General features: G+C 72.7%; 18 protein-coding genes. 14 read left to right on the top strand and 4 right to left on the bottom strand.

Annotated features, from left to right (window positions below):
* Positions 1–40 precede the first annotated feature (40 nt).
* A complete protein-coding gene (gene argF / locus AB0F03_RS17930; protein WP_361992384.1) occupies positions 41–1,048 on the top strand; it encodes an ornithine carbamoyltransferase in 1,008 nt (335 codons plus the stop codon).
* Between the two features lie 100 nt (positions 1,049–1,148).
* Positions 1,149–2,597 carry an amino acid permease gene (locus tag AB0F03_RS17925; RefSeq protein ID WP_361992381.1) on the top strand — a complete coding sequence of 483 codons (1,449 nt, stop codon included), beginning with the start codon at positions 1,149–1,151 and terminating at the stop codon, positions 2,595–2,597.
* Here AB0F03_RS17925 and AB0F03_RS17920 read toward each other — a convergent pair.
* On the bottom strand, positions 2,557–2,994 hold the full coding sequence (locus AB0F03_RS17920) for an ATP-binding protein (protein ID WP_361992378.1): 438 nt from the start codon (positions 2,992–2,994) through the stop codon (positions 2,557–2,559). The genes AB0F03_RS17925 and AB0F03_RS17920 overlap by 41 nt on opposite strands.
* Before the next feature lie 215 nt (positions 2,995–3,209).
* Here AB0F03_RS17920 and AB0F03_RS17915 point away from each other — a divergent pair, with 215 nt between their 5' ends.
* Together AB0F03_RS17915 and AB0F03_RS17910 are read left to right on the top strand one after the other, a co-directional pair.
* Entirely contained in the window at positions 3,210–4,037 is an 828-nt protein-coding gene (locus tag AB0F03_RS17915; protein WP_361992375.1) for an enoyl-CoA hydratase family protein, read from the top strand.
* A gap of 7 nt (positions 4,038–4,044) precedes the next feature.
* Positions 4,045–6,405 carry a bifunctional salicylyl-CoA 5-hydroxylase/oxidoreductase gene (locus tag AB0F03_RS17910; protein ID WP_361992373.1) on the top strand — a complete coding sequence of 787 codons (2,361 nt, stop codon included), beginning with the start codon at positions 4,045–4,047 and terminating at the stop codon, positions 6,403–6,405.
* Positions 6,406–6,439: 34 nt separating this feature from the next.
* Here the strand turns inward: AB0F03_RS17910 and AB0F03_RS17905 are convergent, their stop codons facing one another.
* Positions 6,440–7,252 (bottom strand): PaaX family transcriptional regulator C-terminal domain-containing protein, encoded by an 813-nt coding sequence (locus tag AB0F03_RS17905; protein WP_361992369.1) that lies wholly within the window; start codon positions 7,250–7,252, stop codon positions 6,440–6,442.
* Positions 7,249–8,859 (bottom strand): AMP-binding protein, encoded by a 1,611-nt coding sequence (locus AB0F03_RS17900; RefSeq protein WP_361992366.1) that lies wholly within the window; start codon positions 8,857–8,859, stop codon positions 7,249–7,251. Before AB0F03_RS17900 ends, AB0F03_RS17905 begins: the two co-directional genes overlap by 4 nt.
* Positions 8,860–9,084: 225 nt before the next feature.
* Between AB0F03_RS17900 and AB0F03_RS17895 the strand changes: the two genes are divergently transcribed.
* The 3 genes from AB0F03_RS17895 (at position 9,085) to AB0F03_RS17885 (ending at position 11,208) form a co-directional block, all read left to right on the top strand.
* The gene (locus AB0F03_RS17895) at positions 9,085–10,215 is read left to right on the top strand and encodes an acyl-CoA dehydrogenase family protein (RefSeq protein WP_361992363.1); all 1,131 of its coding nucleotides are present in this window, start codon (positions 9,085–9,087) and stop codon (positions 10,213–10,215) included.
* The gene (locus AB0F03_RS17890; RefSeq protein ID WP_361992360.1) at positions 10,212–10,610 is read left to right on the top strand and encodes a RidA family protein; all 399 of its coding nucleotides are present in this window, start codon (positions 10,212–10,214) and stop codon (positions 10,608–10,610) included. Before AB0F03_RS17895 ends, AB0F03_RS17890 begins: the two co-directional genes overlap by 4 nt.
* Before the next feature lie 151 nt (positions 10,611–10,761).
* Positions 10,762–11,208 carry a DUF6299 family protein gene (locus tag AB0F03_RS17885; RefSeq protein WP_361992357.1) on the top strand — a complete coding sequence of 149 codons (447 nt, stop codon included), beginning with the start codon at positions 10,762–10,764 and terminating at the stop codon, positions 11,206–11,208.
* A 126-nt stretch (positions 11,209–11,334) separates the two neighbouring features.
* On the opposite strand, the gene AB0F03_RS17880 is transcribed toward AB0F03_RS17885, so the two are convergent.
* The gene (locus AB0F03_RS17880) at positions 11,335–12,156 is read right to left on the bottom strand and encodes a GntR family transcriptional regulator (protein ID WP_361992354.1); all 822 of its coding nucleotides are present in this window, start codon (positions 12,154–12,156) and stop codon (positions 11,335–11,337) included.
* A gap of 303 nt (positions 12,157–12,459) precedes the next feature.
* Between AB0F03_RS17880 and AB0F03_RS17875 the strand changes: the two genes are divergently transcribed.
* The 7 genes from AB0F03_RS17875 to AB0F03_RS17845 all read left to right on the top strand — a co-directional run bounded on the left by AB0F03_RS17875 (position 12,460) and on the right by AB0F03_RS17845 (position 20,926).
* Positions 12,460–13,740 carry an extracellular solute-binding protein gene (locus tag AB0F03_RS17875; protein ID WP_361992351.1) on the top strand — a complete coding sequence of 427 codons (1,281 nt, stop codon included), beginning with the start codon at positions 12,460–12,462 and terminating at the stop codon, positions 13,738–13,740.
* 121 nt (positions 13,741–13,861) lie between these two features.
* Positions 13,862–14,863: a sugar ABC transporter permease gene (locus AB0F03_RS17870; protein WP_361992349.1), complete on the top strand. Its 1,002-nt coding sequence runs from the start codon at positions 13,862–13,864 to the stop codon at positions 14,861–14,863.
* A complete protein-coding gene (locus AB0F03_RS17865) occupies positions 14,860–15,690 on the top strand; it encodes a carbohydrate ABC transporter permease (protein ID WP_361992347.1) in 831 nt (276 codons plus the stop codon). The genes AB0F03_RS17870 and AB0F03_RS17865 overlap by 4 nt, the downstream gene beginning before the upstream one ends.
* A gap of 8 nt (positions 15,691–15,698) precedes the next feature.
* Positions 15,699–17,210 (top strand): glycoside hydrolase family 3 protein, encoded by a 1,512-nt coding sequence (locus AB0F03_RS17860; RefSeq protein WP_361992344.1) that lies wholly within the window; start codon positions 15,699–15,701, stop codon positions 17,208–17,210.
* A 157-nt stretch (positions 17,211–17,367) separates the two neighbouring features.
* Positions 17,368–18,399 carry a phytanoyl-CoA dioxygenase family protein gene (locus tag AB0F03_RS17855; protein WP_361992341.1) on the top strand — a complete coding sequence of 344 codons (1,032 nt, stop codon included), beginning with the start codon at positions 17,368–17,370 and terminating at the stop codon, positions 18,397–18,399.
* Positions 18,396–19,685, top strand: a complete 1,290-nt coding sequence (locus AB0F03_RS17850) for a DUF6271 family protein (protein ID WP_361992338.1) — start codon at positions 18,396–18,398, stop codon at positions 19,683–19,685. Before AB0F03_RS17855 ends, AB0F03_RS17850 begins: the two co-directional genes overlap by 4 nt.
* Positions 19,682–20,926: a type III PLP-dependent enzyme gene (locus AB0F03_RS17845; protein ID WP_361992335.1), complete on the top strand. Its 1,245-nt coding sequence runs from the start codon at positions 19,682–19,684 to the stop codon at positions 20,924–20,926. The genes AB0F03_RS17850 and AB0F03_RS17845 overlap by 4 nt, the downstream gene beginning before the upstream one ends.
* Positions 20,927–20,929 lie beyond the last annotated feature (3 nt).

Raw genomic sequence — 20,929 nt, 5'->3', positions numbered from 1 at the left:
TTCAGGGTCATCCGTAGTCGTTACGTCTGGAGCGCCCCCCATGGCGACAGTGCCGACGGCCCTCGCCGGCCGCCACTTCCTCAAGGAGCTGGACTTCACCGAGGAGGAGTTCCGCGGCCTGGTCGAGCTGGCCGCCGAGCTGAAGGCCGCCAAGAAGGCCGGGGCCGAGACCCAGTACCTGCGGGGCAGGAACATCGCGCTGATCTTCGAGAAGACCTCGACGCGCACCCGCTGCGCGTTCGAGGTCGCCGCCGCCGACCAGGGCGCCCACACCACCTACCTCGAACCCTCCGGCTCGCAGATCGGGCACAAGGAGTCCGTGCGGGACACCGCCCGGGTCCTCGGCCGGATGTACGACGGGATCGAGTACCGGGGCGACAGCCAGGCCAAGGTCGAGGAGCTGGCCGCGCACGCCGGTGTGCCCGTCTACAACGGCCTCACCGACGACTGGCACCCCACCCAGATGCTCGCCGACGTGCTCACCATGACCGAGCACAGCGCCAAGCCGCTGCGGAAGATCGCCTTCGCCTACCTCGGCGACGCCCGCTTCAACATGGGCAACTCCTACCTGGTCACCGGCGCCCTGCTCGGCATGGATGTCCGGATAGTCGCCCCGAAGCCCTACTGGCCCGCCCAGGAGATCATCGACCGCGCCCATGACCTGGCCGCGTCCAGCGGTGCCCGCATCACCCTCACCGAGGAGATCGCCGAGGGCGTCGCGGGCGCCGACTTCGTCGCCACCGACGTCTGGGTCTCCATGGGCGAGCCCAAGGAGGTGTGGAGCGAGCGCATCACCGCCCTCGCCCCCTACGCCGTCACCATGGACGTCCTGCGCGCCACCGGCAACCCCGACGTCAGGTTCCTGCACTGTCTGCCGGCCTTCCACGACCTCGGCACCGAGATCGGCCGGGAGATCCACGACCGCCACGGCCTGACGGCCCTGGAAGTGACCGACGAGGTGTTCGAGTCCGTGCACTCGATCGTCTTCGACGAGGCCGAGAACCGCCTGCACACGATCAAGGCGGTGCTGGTGGCGACACTCGCCTGACCCGCCTTATCCTGGCCGGCGGCCCGGAGCCACCCCTTCCGGGGCCGCCGCCGCGCCCGTACGACGGGCGCCCGCACCACCAGAAACGAGCACCACCCGCATGCCCGCTCCCCGCATCAAGTCCCCGCACGTCCTCGTCGCCGAATCCGGCGCCGACCGCGAGGGGCACGGCCTGAAGCGCACCATGGGCCTCTTCCAGCTCATCTGCTTCGGCGTCGGCGCCATCGTCGGCACCGGCATCTTCGTCGGCCTCTCCGACTCCGTCGCCCAGGCCGGCCCGGCCGTCGTCGTCTCCTTCATCCTCGCCGCACTGACCTGCGTCTTCACCGCTTTCTCCTTCGCGGAGCTGGGCGGTGCCATCCCGGTCTCCGGCTCCTCGTACTCCTTCGCCTACGCCGGCCTCGGCGAGTCCACCGCGTTCCTGGTGGGCTGGTGCCTGCTGCTGGAGTACGGCATCTCCATCTCGGCGGTCGCGGTCGGCTGGAGCCAGTACGTCAACGAGCTGCTGCACAGCCTCACCGGCTGGCAGCTCCCGGCCGCCCTGTCGGCGGGCCCGGGCGACGGCGGGGCCGTGAACCTCCCCGCGGTGATCGTCATCGCCATGGCCTCCGTGCTGCTCGTGCGCGGGGTGCGCGAGAGCGCCCGGGCCACCGCCGCCATGGCCGCCGTCAAGCTGGCCATCCTGCTCGCCTTCTGCGCCATCGGCTACAGCGCCTTCAAGGACGGCAACCTCACCCCGTTCTCCCCGGCCGGCCTCGGCGGCATCGGCGCGGGCACCACCGCCGCGTTCTTCTCCTACATCGGCTTCGACGCGATCACCACCGCCGGTGAGGAGGCGAAGAACCCGCGCCGGGACGTGCCCGTCGCGATCCTCGTCTGCATGGGCCTGGTCACCCTGCTCTACTGCGCCGTCGCGGTCGCGGCGATCGGCGCCATCGGCGGCGACCAGGTCGCCGGCCGGCCCGCGGCCCTCTCCTACGTTGTCAACGAGGTCACCGGCTCCGCCGTCGGCGGCGGTGTCATCGCCTTCGGCGCGGTCGTCGCCATCGCCTCCGTCGTCCTCGCCGTGATGTACGGCCAGACCCGCATTCTGATGTCGATGTCCCGGGACGGCCTCGTGCCGGCCGTCTTCGAGAAGGTGTCCCCGAGGACGTCCACGCCCGTCGCCGGCACGCTGATCGTCGCCGTCGTCTTCGCGGTCCCGGCGGCCTTCGCCTCCCTCGACGCCGTCATGAACCTGTGCACCATCGGCACGCTCGCCATCATGGCCGTCGTCAACATCTCCGTGATGGCCCTGCGCCGCCGCGAGCCGGGCCTGACCCGCAGCTTCCGCGTGCCGCTCTACCCCGTGGCGCCGCTGCTCGGCGTCGGCTTCTGCCTGTACCTGATGTACGAGACGGGCTGGCGGACCTGGATCCAGTTCGCCGTGTTCCTCGCGGCCGGCCTGCTGGTCTACGGCGCCTACGGCCGCCGGCACTCCACGCTGGCCGCCGCCGCGCCGGACGCGGTCACGCCGGACGCCGCTGAGCGGGAACCACAGGCAGTCTGAACCACACCGCCTTGCCCGACGGGGTGGGGCGGTGCCCGCACGAGGAACTCAGGGCGCGGATCAGGAGCAGCCCGCGCCCGCCTTCGTCCCACACGTCGGGCTCCTCGATCACCGGCCGGGTCAGATGGCCGGGCGGCGCCGGGTCCGGGTCGTGCACCTCGACCTGGCAGCCGGTCGGCGCCAGCTCCACCACCAGCTCGATCGGGCCCCGCCCGGCGGTGTGCTCCACCGCGTTGGCCACCAGCTCGGCCGTGAGCAGCTCCGCCGTGTCGCGGTCGGTCACGTGCTCCACCTCGGTGAGCGCGGTGCGCACCAGGGCACGGGCCACCGGCACCGCCGCCGTGGTGTGCGGCAGCGCGATGCGCCAGGAGGCCGGTCGGGCGGAGCGTTCGGGCAAGGTGAGTCCGTTTCGTGGAGCGGGCTGTCCCGCTTTGGCTGTGGGAAATGGTACGGGTCCGGCTCCGCGGGCCGTCGCCGGGCGTCGTCCGGGGCCCCGGAGCCCGGGTGACGGCCCCCGGCTTGTCGCGCACCCGTGACGACAGTCACAAACAGGTGATAACTTCGTCAGGGAGAGCAACGTACGGCACCGCCCCGCCTAGGAGGCCGCACGTCATGAGTCCCTTCACCGGCTCCGCCGCCCGCACCGCCGAGTGGGAACACCTGCGCGTCCGGCTCGACGACGGGGTCGCCACCGTCACCCTCGCGCGTCCCGAGAAGCTCAACGCCCTCACCTTCGGCGGCTACGCCGACCTGCGCGACCTGCTCGCCCAGCTGTCCCGGGAGCGTGCGGTGCGCGCCCTCGTCCTGGCCGGCGAGGGCCGCGGCTTCTGCTCCGGCGGCGACGTGGACGAGATCATCGGCGCCACGCTGTCCCTGGACACGGCCCAGCTGCTCGACTTCAACCGGATGACCGGCCAGGTGGTGCGGGCGATCCGCGAATGCCCGTTCCCGGTGGTCGCGGCGGTCCACGGCGTCGCCGCCGGCGCCGGCGCCGTCCTCGCCCTCGCGGCCGACTTCCGGATCGCGGACCCCTCGGCCCGCTTCGCCTTCCTCTTCACCCGGGTCGGCCTCTCCGGCGGCGACATGGGCGCGGCCTACCTGCTGCCCCGGGTCGTCGGCCTGGGTCACGCCACCCGTCTCCTCATGCTCGGTGACCCGGTTCGGGCCCCCGAGGCCGAGCGCATCGGCCTGATCAGCGAACTGACGGAGGAGGGCCGCGCGGACCAGGCCGCCCAGGCCCTCGCCCGCCGCCTGGCCGACGGGCCGGCCCTGGCACACGCCCAGACGAAGGCCCTGCTGACGGCCGAGCTGGACATGCCGCTGGCCGCGTCGGTGGAACTGGACGCCTCCACCCAGGCCCTCCTCATGAACGGCGCGGACTACGCCGAGTTCCACGCCGCGTTCACGGAGAAGCGCCCGCCGAAGTGGCAGGGAAGGTGAGTTCGTGATGCCGACCCCGCACGCAACGGACCGAGGGGCGCGGGAGAGCGCGCGACCGGCCACCGACGGCCTGCGGACACCGGTCACGGGCGGCCGGCCCGCGCGCATAGCGGTCGTCGGCGGCGGTCCCGGCGGCCTCTACGCCGCCGCTCTGCTCAAACGCCGCGACCCCGCACGGCACGTCACCGTCTGGGAACGCAACGCCCCGGACGACACCTTCGGCTTCGGCGTCGTCCTGTCCGACGAGACCCTGGGCGGCATGGAGCACGCGGACCCCGTCGTCCACGAGGCCCTCGGCCGGGACTTCACCCGCTGGGACGACATCGACGTCGTGCACCGGGGCGTACGGCACCGCTCGGGCGGACACGGATTCGCGGCCCTGGGACGGCGCCGGCTCCTGGAGATCCTGCACGCCCGCTGCCATTCCCTCGGCGTGCGGATCAACTTCCGTACCGAGGCCCCGCACCCGGACGTCCTGGCCGCCGGACACGACCTCGTCATCGCCGCCGACGGTGTCCACAGCACCGTCCGCGCGGCCTACTCCCATGTGTTCCGCCCCCATGTGGCCGAACACCATTGCCGCTACCTGTGGCTCGCCGCCGACCTGGCCTTCGACGCCTTCCGTTTCGAGGTCGCCGAGACCGAGCACGGCGTGATGCAGCTGCACGGCTACCCGTACGCGGCGGACGCCTCCACCGTCATCGTCGAGATGCGCGAGGAGGTCTGGCGGGCGGCGGGGTTCGACGACATCACCCCCCAGGAGTCCGTCGAACGCTGCGCCAAGATCTTCGCCGACGCGCTCGGCGGCCGGCCCCTGCGCTCCCACCGGCCGGCCTGGACCACCTTCCGCACGGTCGTCAACGAGCACTGGTCGCACGGCAACGTCGTCCTCCTCGGCGACGCCGCCCACACCGCCCACTTCTCCATCGGCTCCGGCACCAAACTCGCCGTGGAGGACGCCGTGGCCCTCGTGGCCTGCCTGGAGGAACAGCCCGGCATCCCCAGGGCGCTGGCGGCCTACGAGGAGGAGCGCAAGCCCGTCGTCGCCTCCACCCAGCGGGCCGCCCGGGCCAGCCTGGAGTGGTTCGAGAACCTGCGGCTGTACCTGCGCCAGCCGCCCCGCCAGTTCGCCTTCAACCTCCTCACCCGCAGCCGCCGCGTCACCCACGACAACCTCCGCCTGCGCGACGCCCACTTCACCGGTGCCGTCGAGCGCGAGTTCGGCTGCCCGCCCGGCACACCCCCGATGTTCACACCGTTCCGGCTGCGCGGCCTGACCCTGCGCAACCGGGTCGTCGTGTCACCGATGGACACGTACTGCGCCACCGACGGCCTCCCCGGCGACTTCCACCTCGTCCACCTCGGCGCCCGCGCCCTCGGCGGAGCCGGCCTGGTGATGACCGAGATGGCGTGCGTCAGCGAGGAGGGCCGCATCACCCCCGGATGTGCCGGCCTCTACACCGGGCGGCAGGCCGAGGGCTGGCGGCGCGTCACCGACTTCGTGCACACGCGGGCACCGGGCACCGCGATCGGCGTGCAGCTCGGGCACTCCGGCCGCAAGGGTTCCACGAAGCGGATGTGGGAGGGCATGGACGAGCCGCTGCCCGACGGCAACTGGCCGCTGCTGGCCGCCTCGCCGCTGCCCTACCGGCCGGACGGCCAGGTCCCGCGCGAGCTCTCGCGCGCCCAGCTGACCGACATACGCGAGCAGTTCGCCGCCGCCGCGTGGCGGGCCGCCCGGGCCGGCTTCGACCTGCTGGAACTGCACTGCGCCCACGGCTATCTGCTCTCCGGCTTCCTGTCCCCGCTCACCAACCGGCGCACCGACGCCTACGGCGGCTCGCTGGAGCGGAGGCTGCGGTTCCCGCTGGAGGTCTTCGACGCCGTACGCGCGGTGTGGCCGGCGGAACGGCCCATGACCGTCCGGATCTCCGCCACCGACTGGGCGGAGGGCGGGACGACCGCCGAGGACGCGGTCGAGATCGCCCGGGCCTTCGCCGCGCACGGCGCCGACGCCCTCGACGTCTCCACCGGGCAGGTGGTGGCCGAGGAGCGGCCGGAGTTCGGTCGGTCGTACCAGACGCCGTTCGCCGACCGCATCCGGCACGAGGCGCGCGTCCCGGTGATCGCGGTCGGCGCGATCTCCTCCTGGGACGACGTGAACTCCCTGATCCTGGCCGGGCGGGCCGACCTGTGCGCGCTGGCCCGCCCGCATCTGTACGACCCGCACTGGACCCTGCACGCGGCGGCCGAGCAGGGGTACGAGGGGCCCGGCGCCGGCTGGCCCGCGCCCTACCGCGCGGGCAGCCGGCCCCCGCGCACCGGCCGCACCGACGCGCCCAGGCCCCGCCTGTCGCTCGGCGGCTGAGCACCACCGCCCCGGCGCCGGAGGACACCGGGGGTCACAGCCCCGCGAACTCCGCGCCCGCGTCCCGCAGCCGTTCGTGCAGGCCCCGGAAGACCTCCGCGGAACGGACGCCCGGCCAGTCGGCGGGCAGCAGCCGGGCGGGCAGGCCCGGGTCGGCGTAAGGGAGGTGGCGCCAGGAGTCCAGGACGAGGAGGTAGTCCCGGTAGGCCTCCTCGGGCGGGGTGCCGGTGCGCCGCTGCCAGGCGTGCAGCACCGGCGCGTGCGTGTCCAGGAACCGCTCGTGCTCCTTGGCGATCGCGGCCAGGTCCCACCAGCGGGCCACCGCATCGCCCGTCGGCGCGAAGCCCAGGTGCTCGCCGCGGAAGAAGTCCACATACGGATCCAGACGCAGCCGGCGCAAAGTGTGCTCCGCCTCCTCGTACAGCCGGGCCGGGGCGATCCACACCCCCGGGGCCGCCGTGCCGAACCCCAGCCGGGCCAGCCGGGAGCGCAGCACGTGCCGCTTCTGCCGCTCCGACTCGGGCACCGAGAACACCGCGAGCACCCAGCCCTCGTCCCCGAAGGGCGCGGCGGCGTAGACGCGCCGGTCGCCGTCGTCCAGCAACTGGCGTGCCTCGGCGGAGAGTTCGTACCCGGCGGCGCCGGAACCGGTGCGGGCCGGCAGCAGCAGGCCGCGCCGTTTGAGCCGGGACACCGAGGAGCGTACGGAGGGCGCGTCCACCCCTACGGCGGCCAGCAGCCGGATCAGCTCGGCGACGGGCACCGGGCCGGGCATGAAGCGGCCGTACGCGCCGTAGAGCGTGACGATGAGGGACCGGGGGGCGTGTTGCTCGGACACGTTGATCATTTTAGGTCGTCGGCATCGCCGCTGGTCACGTGGGTGCGCAGCCGGAACCGCTGCACCTTGCCGGTGGCCGTGCGGGGCAGCGCGTCGAGGAAGACGAACTCGCGCGGGCACTTGTAGGGCGCCAGCTCGGAGCGGAGGAAGGCGCGCAGCGCCTCCGGGTCGGGCCGGGCTCCCGCCCGCAGCACGGTGTAGGCCACGGCGATCTGGCCGCGGGCCTCGTCGGGGCGGCCCACGACCGCCGTCTCGGCCACGTCCGGATGGCGCAGCAGCGCGTCCTCGACCTCGGGGCCCGCGATGTTGTACCCGGCGGAGATGATCATGTCGTCGGCGCGGGCCATATGGCGGAAGTACCCGTCGGCCTCGCGGACACACGTGTCCCCGGTGACGTTCCAGCCGTCCCGGACGTACTCCCGCTGCCGCGGGTCGGCGAGATAACGGCAGCCGACCGGGCCGCGTACCGCGAGCAGACCGGGCTCGCCGTCGGGCACGGGCCTGCCGTCGGCGTCCTGGACGCGCGCCTGCCAGCCCGGGACCGGCACGCCCAGGGTGCCGGGCCTGATCCGCTCGTCGGCGGCGGAGACGAAGATGTGCAGCAGCTCGGTGGCGCCGATGCCGTTGATGAGGCGCAGGCCCGTGCGTGCGTGCCAGGCCCGCCAGGTGGCCGCGGGCAGGTTCTCGCCGGCCGACACACAGCGCCGCAGTGACGACAGGTCGTAGCGGTGCGTCTCGTCCAGCATGGCGCGGTAGGCGGTCGGCGCGGTGAACAGGACCGAGACCCGGTGCTCGGCGATCGCGGGGAGCAGCTGCCGGGGGCCCGCCTGCTCCAGCAGGAGCGCGCTGGCGCCGGCGCGCAGGGGGAAGACCACCAGTCCGCCGAGGCCGAACGTGAAACCGAGCGGGGGACTGCCCGCGAAGATGTCGTCCCCATGGGGGCGCAACACATGCTTCGAGAAGGTGTCGGCTGTTGCCAGCACATCCCGGTGGAAGTGCATGCACCCCTTCGGGCGGCCCGTCGTGCCGGAGGTGAACGCGATCAGCGCGACGTCGTCGGCGGCGGTGTCCACCGCCGGGTACGGGGCGGCGGGCGCGGGGCGGCGCAGGAGGTCGTCGGGGGTGTCGCCGCCGTACGTGGTGATGCGCAGCCCGGGTATCCGGGCCCGCGCCAGGTCGTCCACGGCCCGTATGTCGCACAGCGCGTGTCCCACCCGGGCGATCCCGCACAGGGTCGCCAGTTCGTGCGGGCGCTGCTGGGCCAGCACGGTGACCGCGACGGCGCCCGCCTTCAGCACGGCCAGCCAGCAGGCGGCGAGCCACGGGGTGGTGGGGCCGCGCAGCAGGACCCGGTTGCCCGGGACCACGCCCAGGCCGGTGGTGAGGACGTGCGCGATGCGGTCGACGCGCGTCCGCAGCTCGCCGTACGTCCACGTGGCACCGGCGGGGGTGCGGAACACCGGGCGGTCCGGATCGGCGTGGTCCACCAGCTCCGCGGCACAGTTCAGCCGGCCGGGGTAACGCAGCTCCGGCAGGTCGAACCGCAGCTCGGGCCAGGCGTGCGGCGGTGGGAGGTGGTCGCGCGTGAACGTGTCGACGTGGGCCGAGCGATGCATGGCGGTCCGCCCCCTTGCCGTGACAGACGTCCGGACGGGCTTCTGGGCTCGCATCTGGAGCGTATCGTGTTGGTGACGGCAGTCAACTGTGCGCGATAACGTCATGGGGGGACGGGAAGCCGCCTCGGAAGGTGACGGCACGTCGGTGGGGGCGCGCCCCCGGGCGGCGAGCGTCATGGCGTCGCGGGGAGGACTCGTGGTCCTTCCCCGGAGGGAGGGACGGCAGTGTCCGCATTCGCGCTCCGGCCGGAACAGGCCGCCTGGTGCGCCGAGCTGCGCGCGCTGGCCGCCGGCCGGCTGCGCCCGCTCGCCGACCGGGGCGAACCCGGCCGCGTCAACCGGCCGCTCCTCGCCGAACTGGGCCGGCTCGGGCTGCTCGCCCGGCTGTTCGACTCCGGCGCGCTCGACCTGTGCCTGATGCGCGAGTCCCTCGCCCAGACCTGCACCGAGGCCGAGACCGCCCTCGCCCTCCAGGGCCTGGGCGCCCACCCGGTGCACGCGCACGGCACCCCGGCCCAGCGCGGGCACTGGCTGCCCCGGGTAGCCGACGGCAGCGCCGTCGCCGCGTTCGCGCTGAGCGAGCCCGGGGCCGGTTCGGACGCGGCGGCGCTGGCCCTCGCGGCCGAACCCGACGGCGACGGCTGGCGGCTCACCGGCGCCAAGTGCTGGATCTCCAACGCCCCCGAGGCCGACTTCTACACCGTCTTCGCCCGCACCACCCCCGGCGCGGGCGCCCGGGGCGTCACCGCCTTCCTGGTCCCCGCCGGCCGGCCGGGACTCACCGGCAGTCCCCTGGAGATGATCTCCCCGCACCCCATCGGCGCCCTCGCGTTCGACGCCGTGCCCGTCACCGCCGACGACGTGCTCGGCGAGCCCGACCGCGGCTTCGGCGTCGCCATGGGCACCCTCAACCTGTTCCGCCCCAGTGTCGGCGCCTTCGCGGTCGGCATGGCGCAGGCCGCGCTGGACGCCACCCTCGTCCACACCAGGCGGCGCGAGGCGTTCCGGGGCCGGCTGATGGATCTCCAGGCCGTGTCCCACCAGGTCGCCGAGATGGCGCTGCGCACGGAGGCGGCCCGGCTGATGGTGTACGCGGCGGCCTCGGCGTACGACGCGGGAGCCGCCGACGTACCCCGGCGCGCCGCGATGGCCAAACTGCTCGCCACCGAGACCGCCCAGTACGTCGTCGACACCGCGGTCCAGCTGCACGGCGCCCGCGCCCTGCGCCGCGGCCACCTCCTCGAACACCTCTACCGCGAGGTGCGCGCGCCCCGGATCTACGAGGGCGCCAGCGAGGTGCAGCGGGGCATCATCGCCAAGGAGCTGTACGCCACGGCACCCGAGGAGGCCCGGTGACGACCGAGCGCGTCAACCCGCCCGAGCTGTCCCCGCCCACGGGGTTCTCGCACGCCGTCGTCGCGACCGGTTCCCGCGTGGTGTTCCTCGCGGGCCAGACCGCCCTCGACGCCGACGGCGAGGTCACCGGCGACACGCTCCCCGAGCAGTTCGGGACGGCGCTCGGCAACCTCCTCGCCGCCCTGCGCGCGGCCGGCGGCACCCCCGCCGACCTGGCCCGGGTCACCGTCTACGCGACGGACGTCGCCGCGTACCGCGCGCACGCCCGGCAACTGGGCGGCATCTGGCACCGGCTGGCGGGCCGTGACTATCCCGCGATGGCCGTCGTGGAGGTCGTCCGGCTGTGGGACGAGCGGGCGCTGGTCGAGCTGGACGGGTTCGCCGTACTGCCGTAGGGCGACCCGGCCCGCGCACCCGCCGTGCCCCCGCCCGGCCGGCGCGGACGGTGCCATGACGCACCACCGATGGGGTGACGGTCACCCCCGCCCGCTTAGCCGCCCGGTACCGGTGGAACCCATCGAATCCACCGCAACCGGGAGGTCTCCCATGCCCCTGCGCTCCGCACTCGTCACGGCCCTCGGCGCCGCCGCCCTGCTGTGCGCCGCCGCCGGACCGGCCGGCGCCGCCCCCGCCGGGACCGCCACCGACCCCTCCGAGACCGTCACCGTCGACACCGTCGGCCGGCTCGCGTCCGACGGCTCGGTGACGCTCTCGGGCACCTACCGCTGTGCCGGCGGCACCGGCCCGGTCCTCATCAGCTCCTCGGTCAGCCAGGGCGACCCCCGGGTCCGGTACGACATCGGCGGCGGCCTGGCCCGGTGCGACGGTGCTGCACACCGCTGGGAGAACTCCGGGCAGGTCTCCTCGGAGGTGCTGGATGCCGGGGCGGCGCACGTGGAGGCCACTCTCACGGAGCTGCGCCCCTCGGGCTTCCTGCTGCTGCCGGCCTTCCACGCGGTGACCGGGCAGGACATCACGCTCGTCCAGGAGTGACACCCCGGCTCGTCCAGGAGTGACACCCCGGGCGGCCCCGCCCGTCCGCCGCCCGGCCCCTCACCGCGGGGGCCGGCCGGACGACTCACCGGCCCGCGGCCACCGCCCGGACCGCCCCCGCCCGCTTCAGGCGCAGCCGGGTCCCGCGTCCCGGTCCACGGGGACCGTCCTGCGCCGGACCACCGGGGCACCCGGCCGGTGCAGGGCGGCGACGAACTTGTAGCGGGAGCCCCGGTACACCGAGCGCACCCACTCCACGGGGGAGCCCTCCGCGTCCCGTGAGTGCCGGGACAGCAGGAGCATGGGCAGCCCCACGTCGGTGCCGAGCAACTGCGCCTCGCGCGGGGTCGACAGCGAGGTCTCGATGGTCTCGTCGGCCTCGGTGAGATGGACGCCGTACACCTCGGCGAGCGCCGTGTACAGCGACGGGCAGCCGGCCAGGGAGCGGCGCAGGCCGGGGAAGCGCCGTACGGACAGGTGGGTCGTCTCGATCGCCATCGGGTCGCCGCTGGCCAGCCGCAACCGCTCGATGCGCAGCACCCGTTCGCCGATCCCGATGCCGAGCAGGCCCGCCAGCTTCTCGTCCGCGGGCACCTCTGCGACGTCCAGCGTCTGCGAGGCGGGCGTGAGGCCCTGCGCCCGCATGTCCTCGGTGTGCGAGGTGAGCTGGAGCGTGCGGTACAGCTTGGGCTGGGCGACGAAGGTGCCCTTGCCCTGGATCCGGTCGAGCCGGCCCTCGCCCACGAGTTCCTGGAGTGCCTGGCGGACGGTGGTGCGGGAGGTGTCGAACCGGACGGCGAGCAGCCGTTCCGCGGGCATGGCCGAACCGGGCTGGAGCGCCTCGGCCATGCCGAGGAGCTGCTGCTTGATCCGGTAGTACTTCGGCACGCGCGCGGTGCGGCCGGGCACTCCTCTGTGCGGCTGGGCGCTGCTGACGTCGGTGGTCATGCCTGCCTTCCCGGCTGTGTCGATGGGCTCCCGTTATAGCGACCAACTGCCTTATGGTCTAGTCCAACTGACCCGTCCGGGCGAATGCGGCCGAATGCGGATGGACGCGCTCCGGTGTCTTTCTCGTAACGGCCGGGACCGGCTTTCCGAACCACCCTTGACACTCCAAAAGGTCTAGGCCAAGCTCCACCGTACTGGTCTACACCATTAGTGGCCAGGTCCCGAGCCCTACGTGCAACAGCGTCGTACGCAGGTCACCGCCGAGGGCGTGGGGGGATAAGTGGCATCCCTGAGGAGGGTGGCGTGAAGCGCAAGCTTGCGGCCGCGATCGTGATCGCGGGCATGATGGTCTCCGTGTCGGCGTGCGGCGGAGACGACGGCGACGACAGCGGCAAGAACGCCGGACCGGACAGCTTCAAGGGGCAGACGCTGACGGTCTGGGCGATGGACGGCTCCACGCCGGACCAGTGGTCCAAGGACGTCACGGCCGCCTTCGAGAAGAAGACCGGCGCCAAGCTGAAGTTCGAGACGCAGAAGTGGGACGGGATCCAGCAGAAGATCACCACCGCCCTCTCCGAGTCCACCCCGCCGGACGTGCTGGAGGTCGGCAACACCCAGACCCCGGCCTACGCGGCCACCGGCGGCCTGGCCGACCTGAGCGACCTCAAGCAGGAGATCGGCTCCGACTGGACGCCGTCGGTCTCGCAGTCCTCGGTCTACGAGGGCAAGCAGTACGCCGCCCCCTGGTACTTCGCCAACCGCGTGGTCATCTACAACAAGAAGATCTGGGCGAAGGCCGGCATCAAGAGCACCCCCAAGACCCGGGACGAGTTCTACCGGGACCTGGACGCCATCGGCAAGAAGACCGACGCCGAGCCGCTCTACCTGCCCGGCCAGAACTGGTACTTCTTCGACGGCCTGACCATCGGCCAGGGTGCCGACCTGGTGAAGAAGGACGGCGGCAAGTACGTCTCCAACCTCGGTGACCCGAAGGTCACCAAGGCCATGGAGATCTACAAGAAGTACGCCTCCTACTCCAAGGCCCCCAAGGACAAGGACGAGGCCACCCCGCAGCAGGCCGAGGTCTTCGCCAAGGGCAGGACCGGCGCCTTCATCGGCATGGGCTGGGAGGCCGGCACCGCCGTCACCGCCAACAAGGCGATCGAGAAGGACCTCGGCTACTTCACGATCCCCGGCGAGAGCGCGGGCAAGCCCGAGGGCGTCTTCCTCGGCGGCTCGAACCTCGCCGTCGCGCAGGGCAGCAAGAAGCAGGCCCTGGCCAAGGAGTTCCTGAAGATCGCCCTGTCGGACCAGTACGAGGGCGAGCTGGCCAAGCTCAACGGCGTCATCCCGAACAAGCAGGCCCTGGAGAGCAACCTCAAGGGCAACGTCGTCGCCGAGGCCGCCGCTCCCGGCGCCGCCGTGGGTGGCACCACCCCGCTGATCCCCGAGTGGGGCGCGGTGGAGAACAGCCCCAACCCGATCAAGTCCTACATGACCGCCGTGCTCAACGGTAAGTCCCCGGCGGACGCCGCCAAGCAGGTCGAGGGCGAGATCAACAAGCGCCTGGCCCAGCAGAACTAGACCCGCGCCGGGGGCGCCACGAGGGGGCGCCCCCGGCTCACCTGTGCCGTGCGCACGGCCCGGACGGTCGTGCGCACGGCCGAGGAAGTCGTTCGTACGGCCACGGAAGAGATGGCAACTCATGTCAGTGCAGACCGAAGGCACGGACACGGCCGGGGAGCCCGCTGTCCGCAAGGCCCGGGTGCCGGCCCCGCCGCCGGGTGACGCCCGCGCCGCCGCCGGGACCCCGTCCCGCCGCGCCGCCGCCGCCCCCTACCTGCTCCTGCTCCCCGCGCTGCTGGCCACCCTGGTGCTGCTCGGCTGGCCCCTGGTCAAGAACGGCATGCTGTCGTTCCAGAACCTCAACCCGCGGCAGCTCATCCAGCACCTCACCGAGTGGAACGGCGTCGACAACTACCGGGAGGTGCTGTCCGGCGGGGAGTTCTGGCACGTCGTCGAGCGTTCCGTCGTCTTCACCGCCGTCAACGTCGTCCTGATCATGGTGATCGGCACCCTGATCGGGCTGCTGCTCGCCCGGCTCGGCAAGAAGATGCGGCTGCTGCTCATGGTGGGCCTCGTGCTGGCCTGGGCCATGCCGATCATCGCGGCCACCACCGTCTACCAGTGGCTGTTCGCCCAGCGTTTCGGCGTCGTCAACTGGGTGCTGGACAAGCTCGGCTGGCACTCCATGGCCGACCACAACTGGCTGGAGACCCAGTTCTCCACGTTCGCCGTGGTCACCCTGCTCATCGTCTGGCAGTCGATCCCGTTCGTGGCGATCAACCTCTACGCCGCCACCACCACGATCCCCAAGGAACTGTACGAGGCCGCCTCCCTGGACGGCGCCGGCGCCTGGCAGAACTTCACCTCCGTGACCCTGCCCTTCCTGCGGCCGTTCCTGTACGCCACGACGTTCCTCGAAGTCATCTGGGTCTTCAAGTCGTTCGCGCAGATCTTCGCCATGAACGAGGGCGGTCCCGACCACCTCACCGAGACCCTGCCGATCTACGCCTACGTCCAGGGCGTCGGCAACCAGCACTTCGGGCTCGGCGCGGCGATCTCCTTCCTGACCATCGTGGTGCTGCTCGCCATCACCTCGTACTACCTGCGCATGGTGCTCAAGCAAGAGGAGGACGAGCTGTGAAGCGCTCGCTCATCGGCCGCATCTGGCCCAACGCGACCGCCGTCATCCTCTTCGCCGGCTTCGTGTTCCCCGTCTACTGGATGTTCGCGACGGCCTTCAAGCCGACCGGCGACATCATCGCCGACGACCCGGTGTGGTTCCCGACGCACGCCACCCTCGACCACTTCAAGAAGGCCGTCGACGCCGACCACTTCTGGACCCTGGTCCTCAACTCCGTCACCGTCACGGTCCTGTCGGTGGTCTTCTCGCTCGTCATCGCCCTGTTCGCGGCCTTCGCCCTCACCCGGATGCGGTTCCGGGGCCGGCGCGGTCTCATCGTGACGTTCATGCTGGCGCAGATGGCCCCCTGGGAGGTCATGATCATCGCCATCTACATGCTCGTCCGCGACAACGACATGCTCGACAGCCTGGTCCCGCTCACCGTCTTCTACACCATGATGGTGCTGCCCCTGACCATCCTGACGCTCCGTGGCTACGTCGCCGCCGTGCCCAAGGAGCTGGAGGAGTCGGCGATGGTCGACGGCTGCACCCGCTTCCAGGCCTTCGTCAAGGTGATCTTCCCGCTGCTCGCGCCCGGCCTGATGGCGACCTCGCTGTTCGGGTTCGTCACCGCGTGGAACGAGTTCCCGCTCGTCCTGATCCTCAACAAGGACATCGAGAAGCAGACCCTCCCGCTGTGGCTGTCCCAGTTCCAGACCGCCTTCGGTGACGACTGGGGAGCCACGATGGCCGCCTCGTCCCTGTTCGCGCTGCCCATCCTGATCCTCTTCATCTTCCTGCAACGCAAGGCAGTCAGCGGTCTCACCGACGGCGCCGTGAAGGGATGACGCCCCCGATGACCACCATCCCCACCACCGCGTTCGACAGCGGCTCCGCCCCGGGCGACACCCTCGGCCGGGACGCGCTCGCGGTGCTCCAGCCGGGCTTCGACGGCACCACCGCGCCCGACTGGGTGCGCCGCCGCCTCGGCGAGGGGCTCGCCTCCGTCGCCCTGTTCGGCCGCAACGTCGTCAGCGAGGAACAGGTCACCGCCCTCACCGCCCAGTTGCGCGCCGAACGTGACGACCTGCTGGTCGCCATCGACGAGGAGAGCGGCGACGTCACCCGCCTCGACGTACGCACCGGCTCGTCCTTCCCCGGCAACCACGCCCTCGGCGCCGTCGACGACCCCCGGCTCACCCGGGCCGTCTCCCGGGAACTGGGCCGGCGCCTGGCCGCCTGCGGCGTCAACTTCGACTGGGCGCCCTCCGCCGACGTCAACGCCAACCCCGACAACCCCGTCATCGGCGTCCGCTCCTTCGGCGCGAGCCCCGATCTGGTGGCCCGGCACACCGCCGCCTGGGTCGAGGGACTCCAGTCCACCGGCGTCGCCGCCTGCACCAAGCACTTCCCCGGCCACGGCGACACCAACGTCGACTCCCACCACGCCGTACCCCGCATCGACGTCGACGCCGACACCCTCTACGCACGCGAACTGCCGCCCTTCCGCGCCGCGATCGCCGCCGGCACCCGGGCCGTCATGAGCGCCCACATCCTCGTCCCGGCCCTCGATCCGGACCGCCCCGGCACCCTGTCCCGGCGCATCCTCACCGAGCTGCTGCGCGGCGAACTCGGCTACCAGGGCCTCATCGTCACCGACGGCATGGAGATGCGCGCGATCTCCGGCACCTACGGCCTGGAGCACGGCGTGGTCCTCGCGATCGCGGCCGGCGCCGACGCCATCTGCGTGGGCGGCGGACTGTGCGACGAGGGCACCGTGCTGAACCTCCGGGACGCGCTCGTGGCCGCCGTACGCTCCGGTGAACTGCCCGAGGAGCGGCTGGCCGACGCGGCCACCCGGGTGCGCGCACTGGCCGCCTGGACCGCCGGGGCACGCGGTGACGCGGACAGGACCCCGGCCGACCCGGAGATCGGCCTGGTCGCGGCCCGCCGCGCGCTGACCGTGACCCGCGCCGGCGCCGCCGCACCCGTCACCGCACCCGTGTTCGCCGCCCGGTTCAACCCCGCCCCGAACATCGCGGTCGGTGACCAGACCCCCTGGGGCGTCGCCGCCGAACTCCAGCGGCTGCTGCCCGGCAGCACCGCCGGCTCCTTCACCGGCGACGGCGCCGGTGACGCCGTCCTCGCCGCGGCCGGCGGACGCCGGATCGTCGCCGTCGTCCGCGACGCGCACCGGCACGACTGGATGCGCTCCGCGCTCGACACCCTGCTCGCCGCCCGCCCCGACACCGTCGTGGTCGAGATGGGCCTGCCGCAGGACCCGCCCCGCGGCGCCCTGCACATCGCCACCTACGGCGCCGCCCGCGTCTGCGGCGTGGCGGCGGCCGAGGCCGTCGTCGCCGGCTGACCCACGGCCGTACCGGGCCGCCCGCCCCCGCGGCGGGCGGCCCACTCCTTCCCCCTCCCCGCGGAACCCGGCGGCCCTCCCGCGCTCCGGCGCTTGCCACCGGCACATGTCTCACGCCCGACCCGAAGGTGTTCCCGTTCCACCCCGGAGTGATCGCATGCAGACACCCGCCCCCTACCTGCACCGAGCGGCGACCGGCCGCCCCTATTTCAGCGCCGACGGCGAGACCTACCTCGCCCCGACCCCCCTGCGTGACCTGGAGAAGACCCAGCCCCTGCGCGTCCTGTCCGAGGAGGACCTCGCGTTCTGGCAGACGTACGGCTACGTCGTCGTCCGCGAGGCCATCACCCCCGGCGACGCCAAGGAACTGCTCGACTTCGCCTGGGAGTTCCAGGGCCTCGACCCGGACCGCCCCGACACCTGGTACACCGAGCCGGAGTTCCGCTCCGAACTGGACCGGCACCTCTACATCTACGGCTTCGTCGAGGCGTACCACCACCAGCTCCTGTGGAACAGCCGCCAGAACACCCGCGTCCACGGCGCCTTCGCCGACGTCTGGGACAGCGAGGAACTGTGGGTCACCCTGGACCGGCTCAACCTCAACCCGCCCAACCGGCACACCCGTTCACGCTCCCTGATCGAGCCCACCGACGAGGGCTTCGACATCGAGCTGCACTGGGACGTCGACACCACCCTCGCCGTGCTGCCGCAGCGGGTCCAGGGCATCATCGCGCTCACCGACACCCGGCCCGAACTCGGCGGCTTCCAGTGCGCGCCCGAACTCTTCCGCCGCTTCGAGGAGTGGCGCGTCGCCCAGCCCCCCGGCCGCGACCCGGTCCGGCCCAGGATCGACCGCGCCGAGTTCCCCGTCGTCCGCCCCGACCTCCAGGCCGGCGACCTGCTGATCTTCAACGGGCTCCTCGCCCACGGCGTCGCGCCCAACCTCTCTGACAACGCTGTCCGGGCCGTCCAGTACCTGTCGATGATGCCCGCGCTGGAGGAGCACACCGCCCTGCGTGACTCCCGCGTGGAGTCCTGGCGCACCCTCGCCACCCCCGACTGGAACGCCACCCTGCTCGGCGACGCCCGCACCCCCGAAGCCCTGCGTTACGGCACCGCCGAACTCAACGGCCTCGGACGCAGACTGCTCGGCCTCGACTCCTGGGCCTCGACGGAAGGAGTCCGGTGAACCGCGTCTGCCTCGCCCTGCCCACCAACCGGGCCTGCTCGCCCACCATCACCTCCGTGCACGCCGAAGCGACCTACGCCGCCCGTCACTTCGGCGCCGACGTCCAACTGCTGATCCTGGACTCCGCCGACGAGCGGACCCGGGCCGGGCACGCCCGCACGGTCGCCGCCCTGCCCCGGGAGCCGGGCGTGACCGTCCACCACCTCGACGAACACCAGCAACGCGACCGGCTGCGCCGGACGATCGCGCGCGCCGGCCTGCCCGGCCCGGACCGCCTGCTGCGCCTGATGCTCCCGTCCGCCGTCTCCTACGGCGCCTGCACCAATCGCGCCTTCCTCCTGGCCGCCGCCCTCGGCTGCCACTCGGTGCACCGCAGGGACTCCGACAGCACCTACCAACTCGACGCCGGTGAACCGGTGTTCCCCGTCCACCACGAGCTGCCCTGGCTGGGCCGGCCCGCCGCCGACGCCTCGGCCGCCGTCAGCCGCACCGACCTCGACCCGGCCCTGGCACACCGCCCGGTCTCGCTGGCCGGGGCCTCCTTCATCGGCGAACTCTCCGTGGACATCGCGGAGATACGGCAACTGGACGAGACCGTCTACCACGACGTGGTCGGTCTGTGGGCGCCCGGTGACTGGCCCGAGGACCGCACCCGCGCGCTGGTCGAGGAGTCCTTCACCGGCGCGGGCACGGCACCCTTCACCGGGGACCACTCCACCCTCACGCTGGTCGACCCCATGCGCGTCGACATGTGCAACGTCGCCTTCGACCGGGCGGTCTACGAACGGGTGCCGCTCCCGCCCGCCACCGACACCATCGGCAGCGACTACTTCCTCCTCCATCTCGTCCACGACGCGGGACTGCCCGGCATCCTGCACAACCGGCACATCGAGAACTTCCACACCCCCGAACGCCGCACCGACACCGGCTTCCCGGCCTATCAGCGGCGGTTCGTGAAGTTCCTGCTGTCGATGCTCTACTTCCACCACGTCTACGACCGGATGGCCGCCGAGGGCGACCGGCTCCTGGGCCCCGACCTGCGCGTCCGCCCCGAGGCCGTCGCCGGCCTGCTGCGCGCGAGCACCGGAGCCGACCGCGCCGAGAACGTCTGGCGGCTCGACCGCGTCGACACGGCGTACCGCAAACTCGGCGGCCGGTACGCGGCCTTCGCCGACCGGCTCGCGGTGGAACGCGGCCGGTTACTGGACACGGCCGAGTCGGACATCGAGGCCTTCGCCGACCTGACCGATGCCTGGCCCGCACTCGTCGAGGCGGCCCGCACATGAACAGTCCACGACCGGCCCGGGGACGACCGGAGCCCGGGCACGACAGTCCCAGCGACCCTCTCCGCACCGCGCTGGCCGCCGCCGGGACCGACCGCATCGTCTACGACCTCACCGGCATAGCGCGCCAGTACGACGCGCTGCTGGCCGAGTTGCCCGGAACCCGCGTCCGCTTCGCCCTCAAGGCCTGCCCCGTGGACGACGTCCTGAGCTGCCTGGCCGCCCGTGGAGCCGGGTTCGACGCGGCGAGCCCCGCCGAGATCACGCAGGCGCTGCGCGCCGGTGCGGAACCCGGCCGCGTCCACTACGGCAACACCGTCAAGTCCGACCACGACATCGCCGAAGCCCACCGCCTGGGCATCCGCACCTTCGCCACGGACAGCGTCGAGGACGTCACCGCGATCGCCCGGCACGCCCCGGGCGCCCGCGTGTTCTGCCGCCTCGCCACCAGCGGGCACGGCGCCCTGTGGAGGCTGAACCGCAAGTTCGGCTGCACCCCCGACGACGCCGTCCGCGTCCTGGAGACGGCCCGCGCGGCCGGCCTCGTCCCGGCCGGCCTCTCCGTACACGTCGGCTCCCAGCAGATGACCGGGGAGGCCTGGCAGGAGGCGTTCGACACGCTCGCCGACACCCTGACGGCACTGGCCGGGCGGGGGATCGTACCCGACCACGTGAACCTCGGCGGCGGTCTGCCCGCGCTCGGCTACCGGGACCGCCACGGCAACCCCCTCGACCCGCCCCTGGACAAGATCTTCACCGTCATCCGCGAAGGCACCGACCGCCTGCGCGCCCTCACCCCCACGCCCCTCGCCCTCGTCATGGAACCGGGCCGCCACCTCGTCGCCGACCACGGGGCCGTCCGCGCCCACGTCGTGCGGCTGACCCGGCGCCGGCAGCCGGACGGCGAGGACGCGCACTGGCTCTACCTGAGCTGCGGCAAGTTCAACGGCCTGTACGAGATGGACCAGGTGACGCACCGGCTGGTCTTCCCCACCCACTCCCGGACGGACGGCCACGTCCGGGCGGTCGTCGCCGGCCCCACCTGCGACAGCGACGACGCCTACGGCGGCGGCCGGCACCCCGTGTCCGTCCCCCGCTCCCTCACCTCCGGCGACCCCGTCTGGATCCTCTCCGCCGGCGCCTACGCCACCAGCTACACGACCCGGGGGTTCAACGGCATCAGTCCGCTGCCCTGCGTCTGCGTACCCGGCACCGCCCCCGACGCCTCCGACGAACGGCACTGAAAG

Origin of the sequence: Streptomyces sp. NPDC028722, assembly GCF_040637655.1 — a bacterium.
Classification (GTDB): Bacteria; Actinomycetota; Actinomycetes; order Streptomycetales; family Streptomycetaceae; genus Streptomyces.
This window is presented reverse-complemented; position numbering and strand designations above follow the sequence as displayed.

Excerpts from the sequence above, each read along its gene's own strand:
- argF (WP_361992384.1), top strand. The coding sequence starts at position 41 with ATGGCGACAGTGCCGACGGCCCTCGCCGGCCGCCACTTCCTCAAGGAG.
- AB0F03_RS17925 (WP_361992381.1), top strand. The coding sequence starts at position 1,149 with ATGCCCGCTCCCCGCATCAAGTCCCCGCACGTCCTCGTCGCCGAATCC.
- AB0F03_RS17915 (WP_361992375.1), top strand. The coding sequence starts at position 3,210 with ATGAGTCCCTTCACCGGCTCCGCCGCCCGCACCGCCGAGTGGGAACAC.
- AB0F03_RS17910 (WP_361992373.1), top strand. The coding sequence starts at position 4,045 with ATGCCGACCCCGCACGCAACGGACCGAGGGGCGCGGGAGAGCGCGCGA.
- AB0F03_RS17905 (WP_361992369.1), bottom strand. The coding sequence starts at position 7,252 with ATGATCAACGTGTCCGAGCAACACGCCCCCCGGTCCCTCATCGTCACG.
- AB0F03_RS17900 (WP_361992366.1), bottom strand. The coding sequence starts at position 8,859 with ATGCATCGCTCGGCCCACGTCGACACGTTCACGCGCGACCACCTCCCA.
- AB0F03_RS17885 (WP_361992357.1), top strand. The coding sequence starts at position 10,762 with ATGCCCCTGCGCTCCGCACTCGTCACGGCCCTCGGCGCCGCCGCCCTG.
- AB0F03_RS17880 (WP_361992354.1), bottom strand. The coding sequence starts at position 12,156 with ATGACCACCGACGTCAGCAGCGCCCAGCCGCACAGAGGAGTGCCCGGC.
- AB0F03_RS17870 (WP_361992349.1), top strand. The coding sequence starts at position 13,862 with ATGTCAGTGCAGACCGAAGGCACGGACACGGCCGGGGAGCCCGCTGTC.
- AB0F03_RS17860 (WP_361992344.1), top strand. The coding sequence starts at position 15,699 with ATGACCACCATCCCCACCACCGCGTTCGACAGCGGCTCCGCCCCGGGC.
- AB0F03_RS17855 (WP_361992341.1), top strand. The coding sequence starts at position 17,368 with ATGCAGACACCCGCCCCCTACCTGCACCGAGCGGCGACCGGCCGCCCC.
- AB0F03_RS17845 (WP_361992335.1), top strand. The coding sequence starts at position 19,682 with ATGAACAGTCCACGACCGGCCCGGGGACGACCGGAGCCCGGGCACGAC.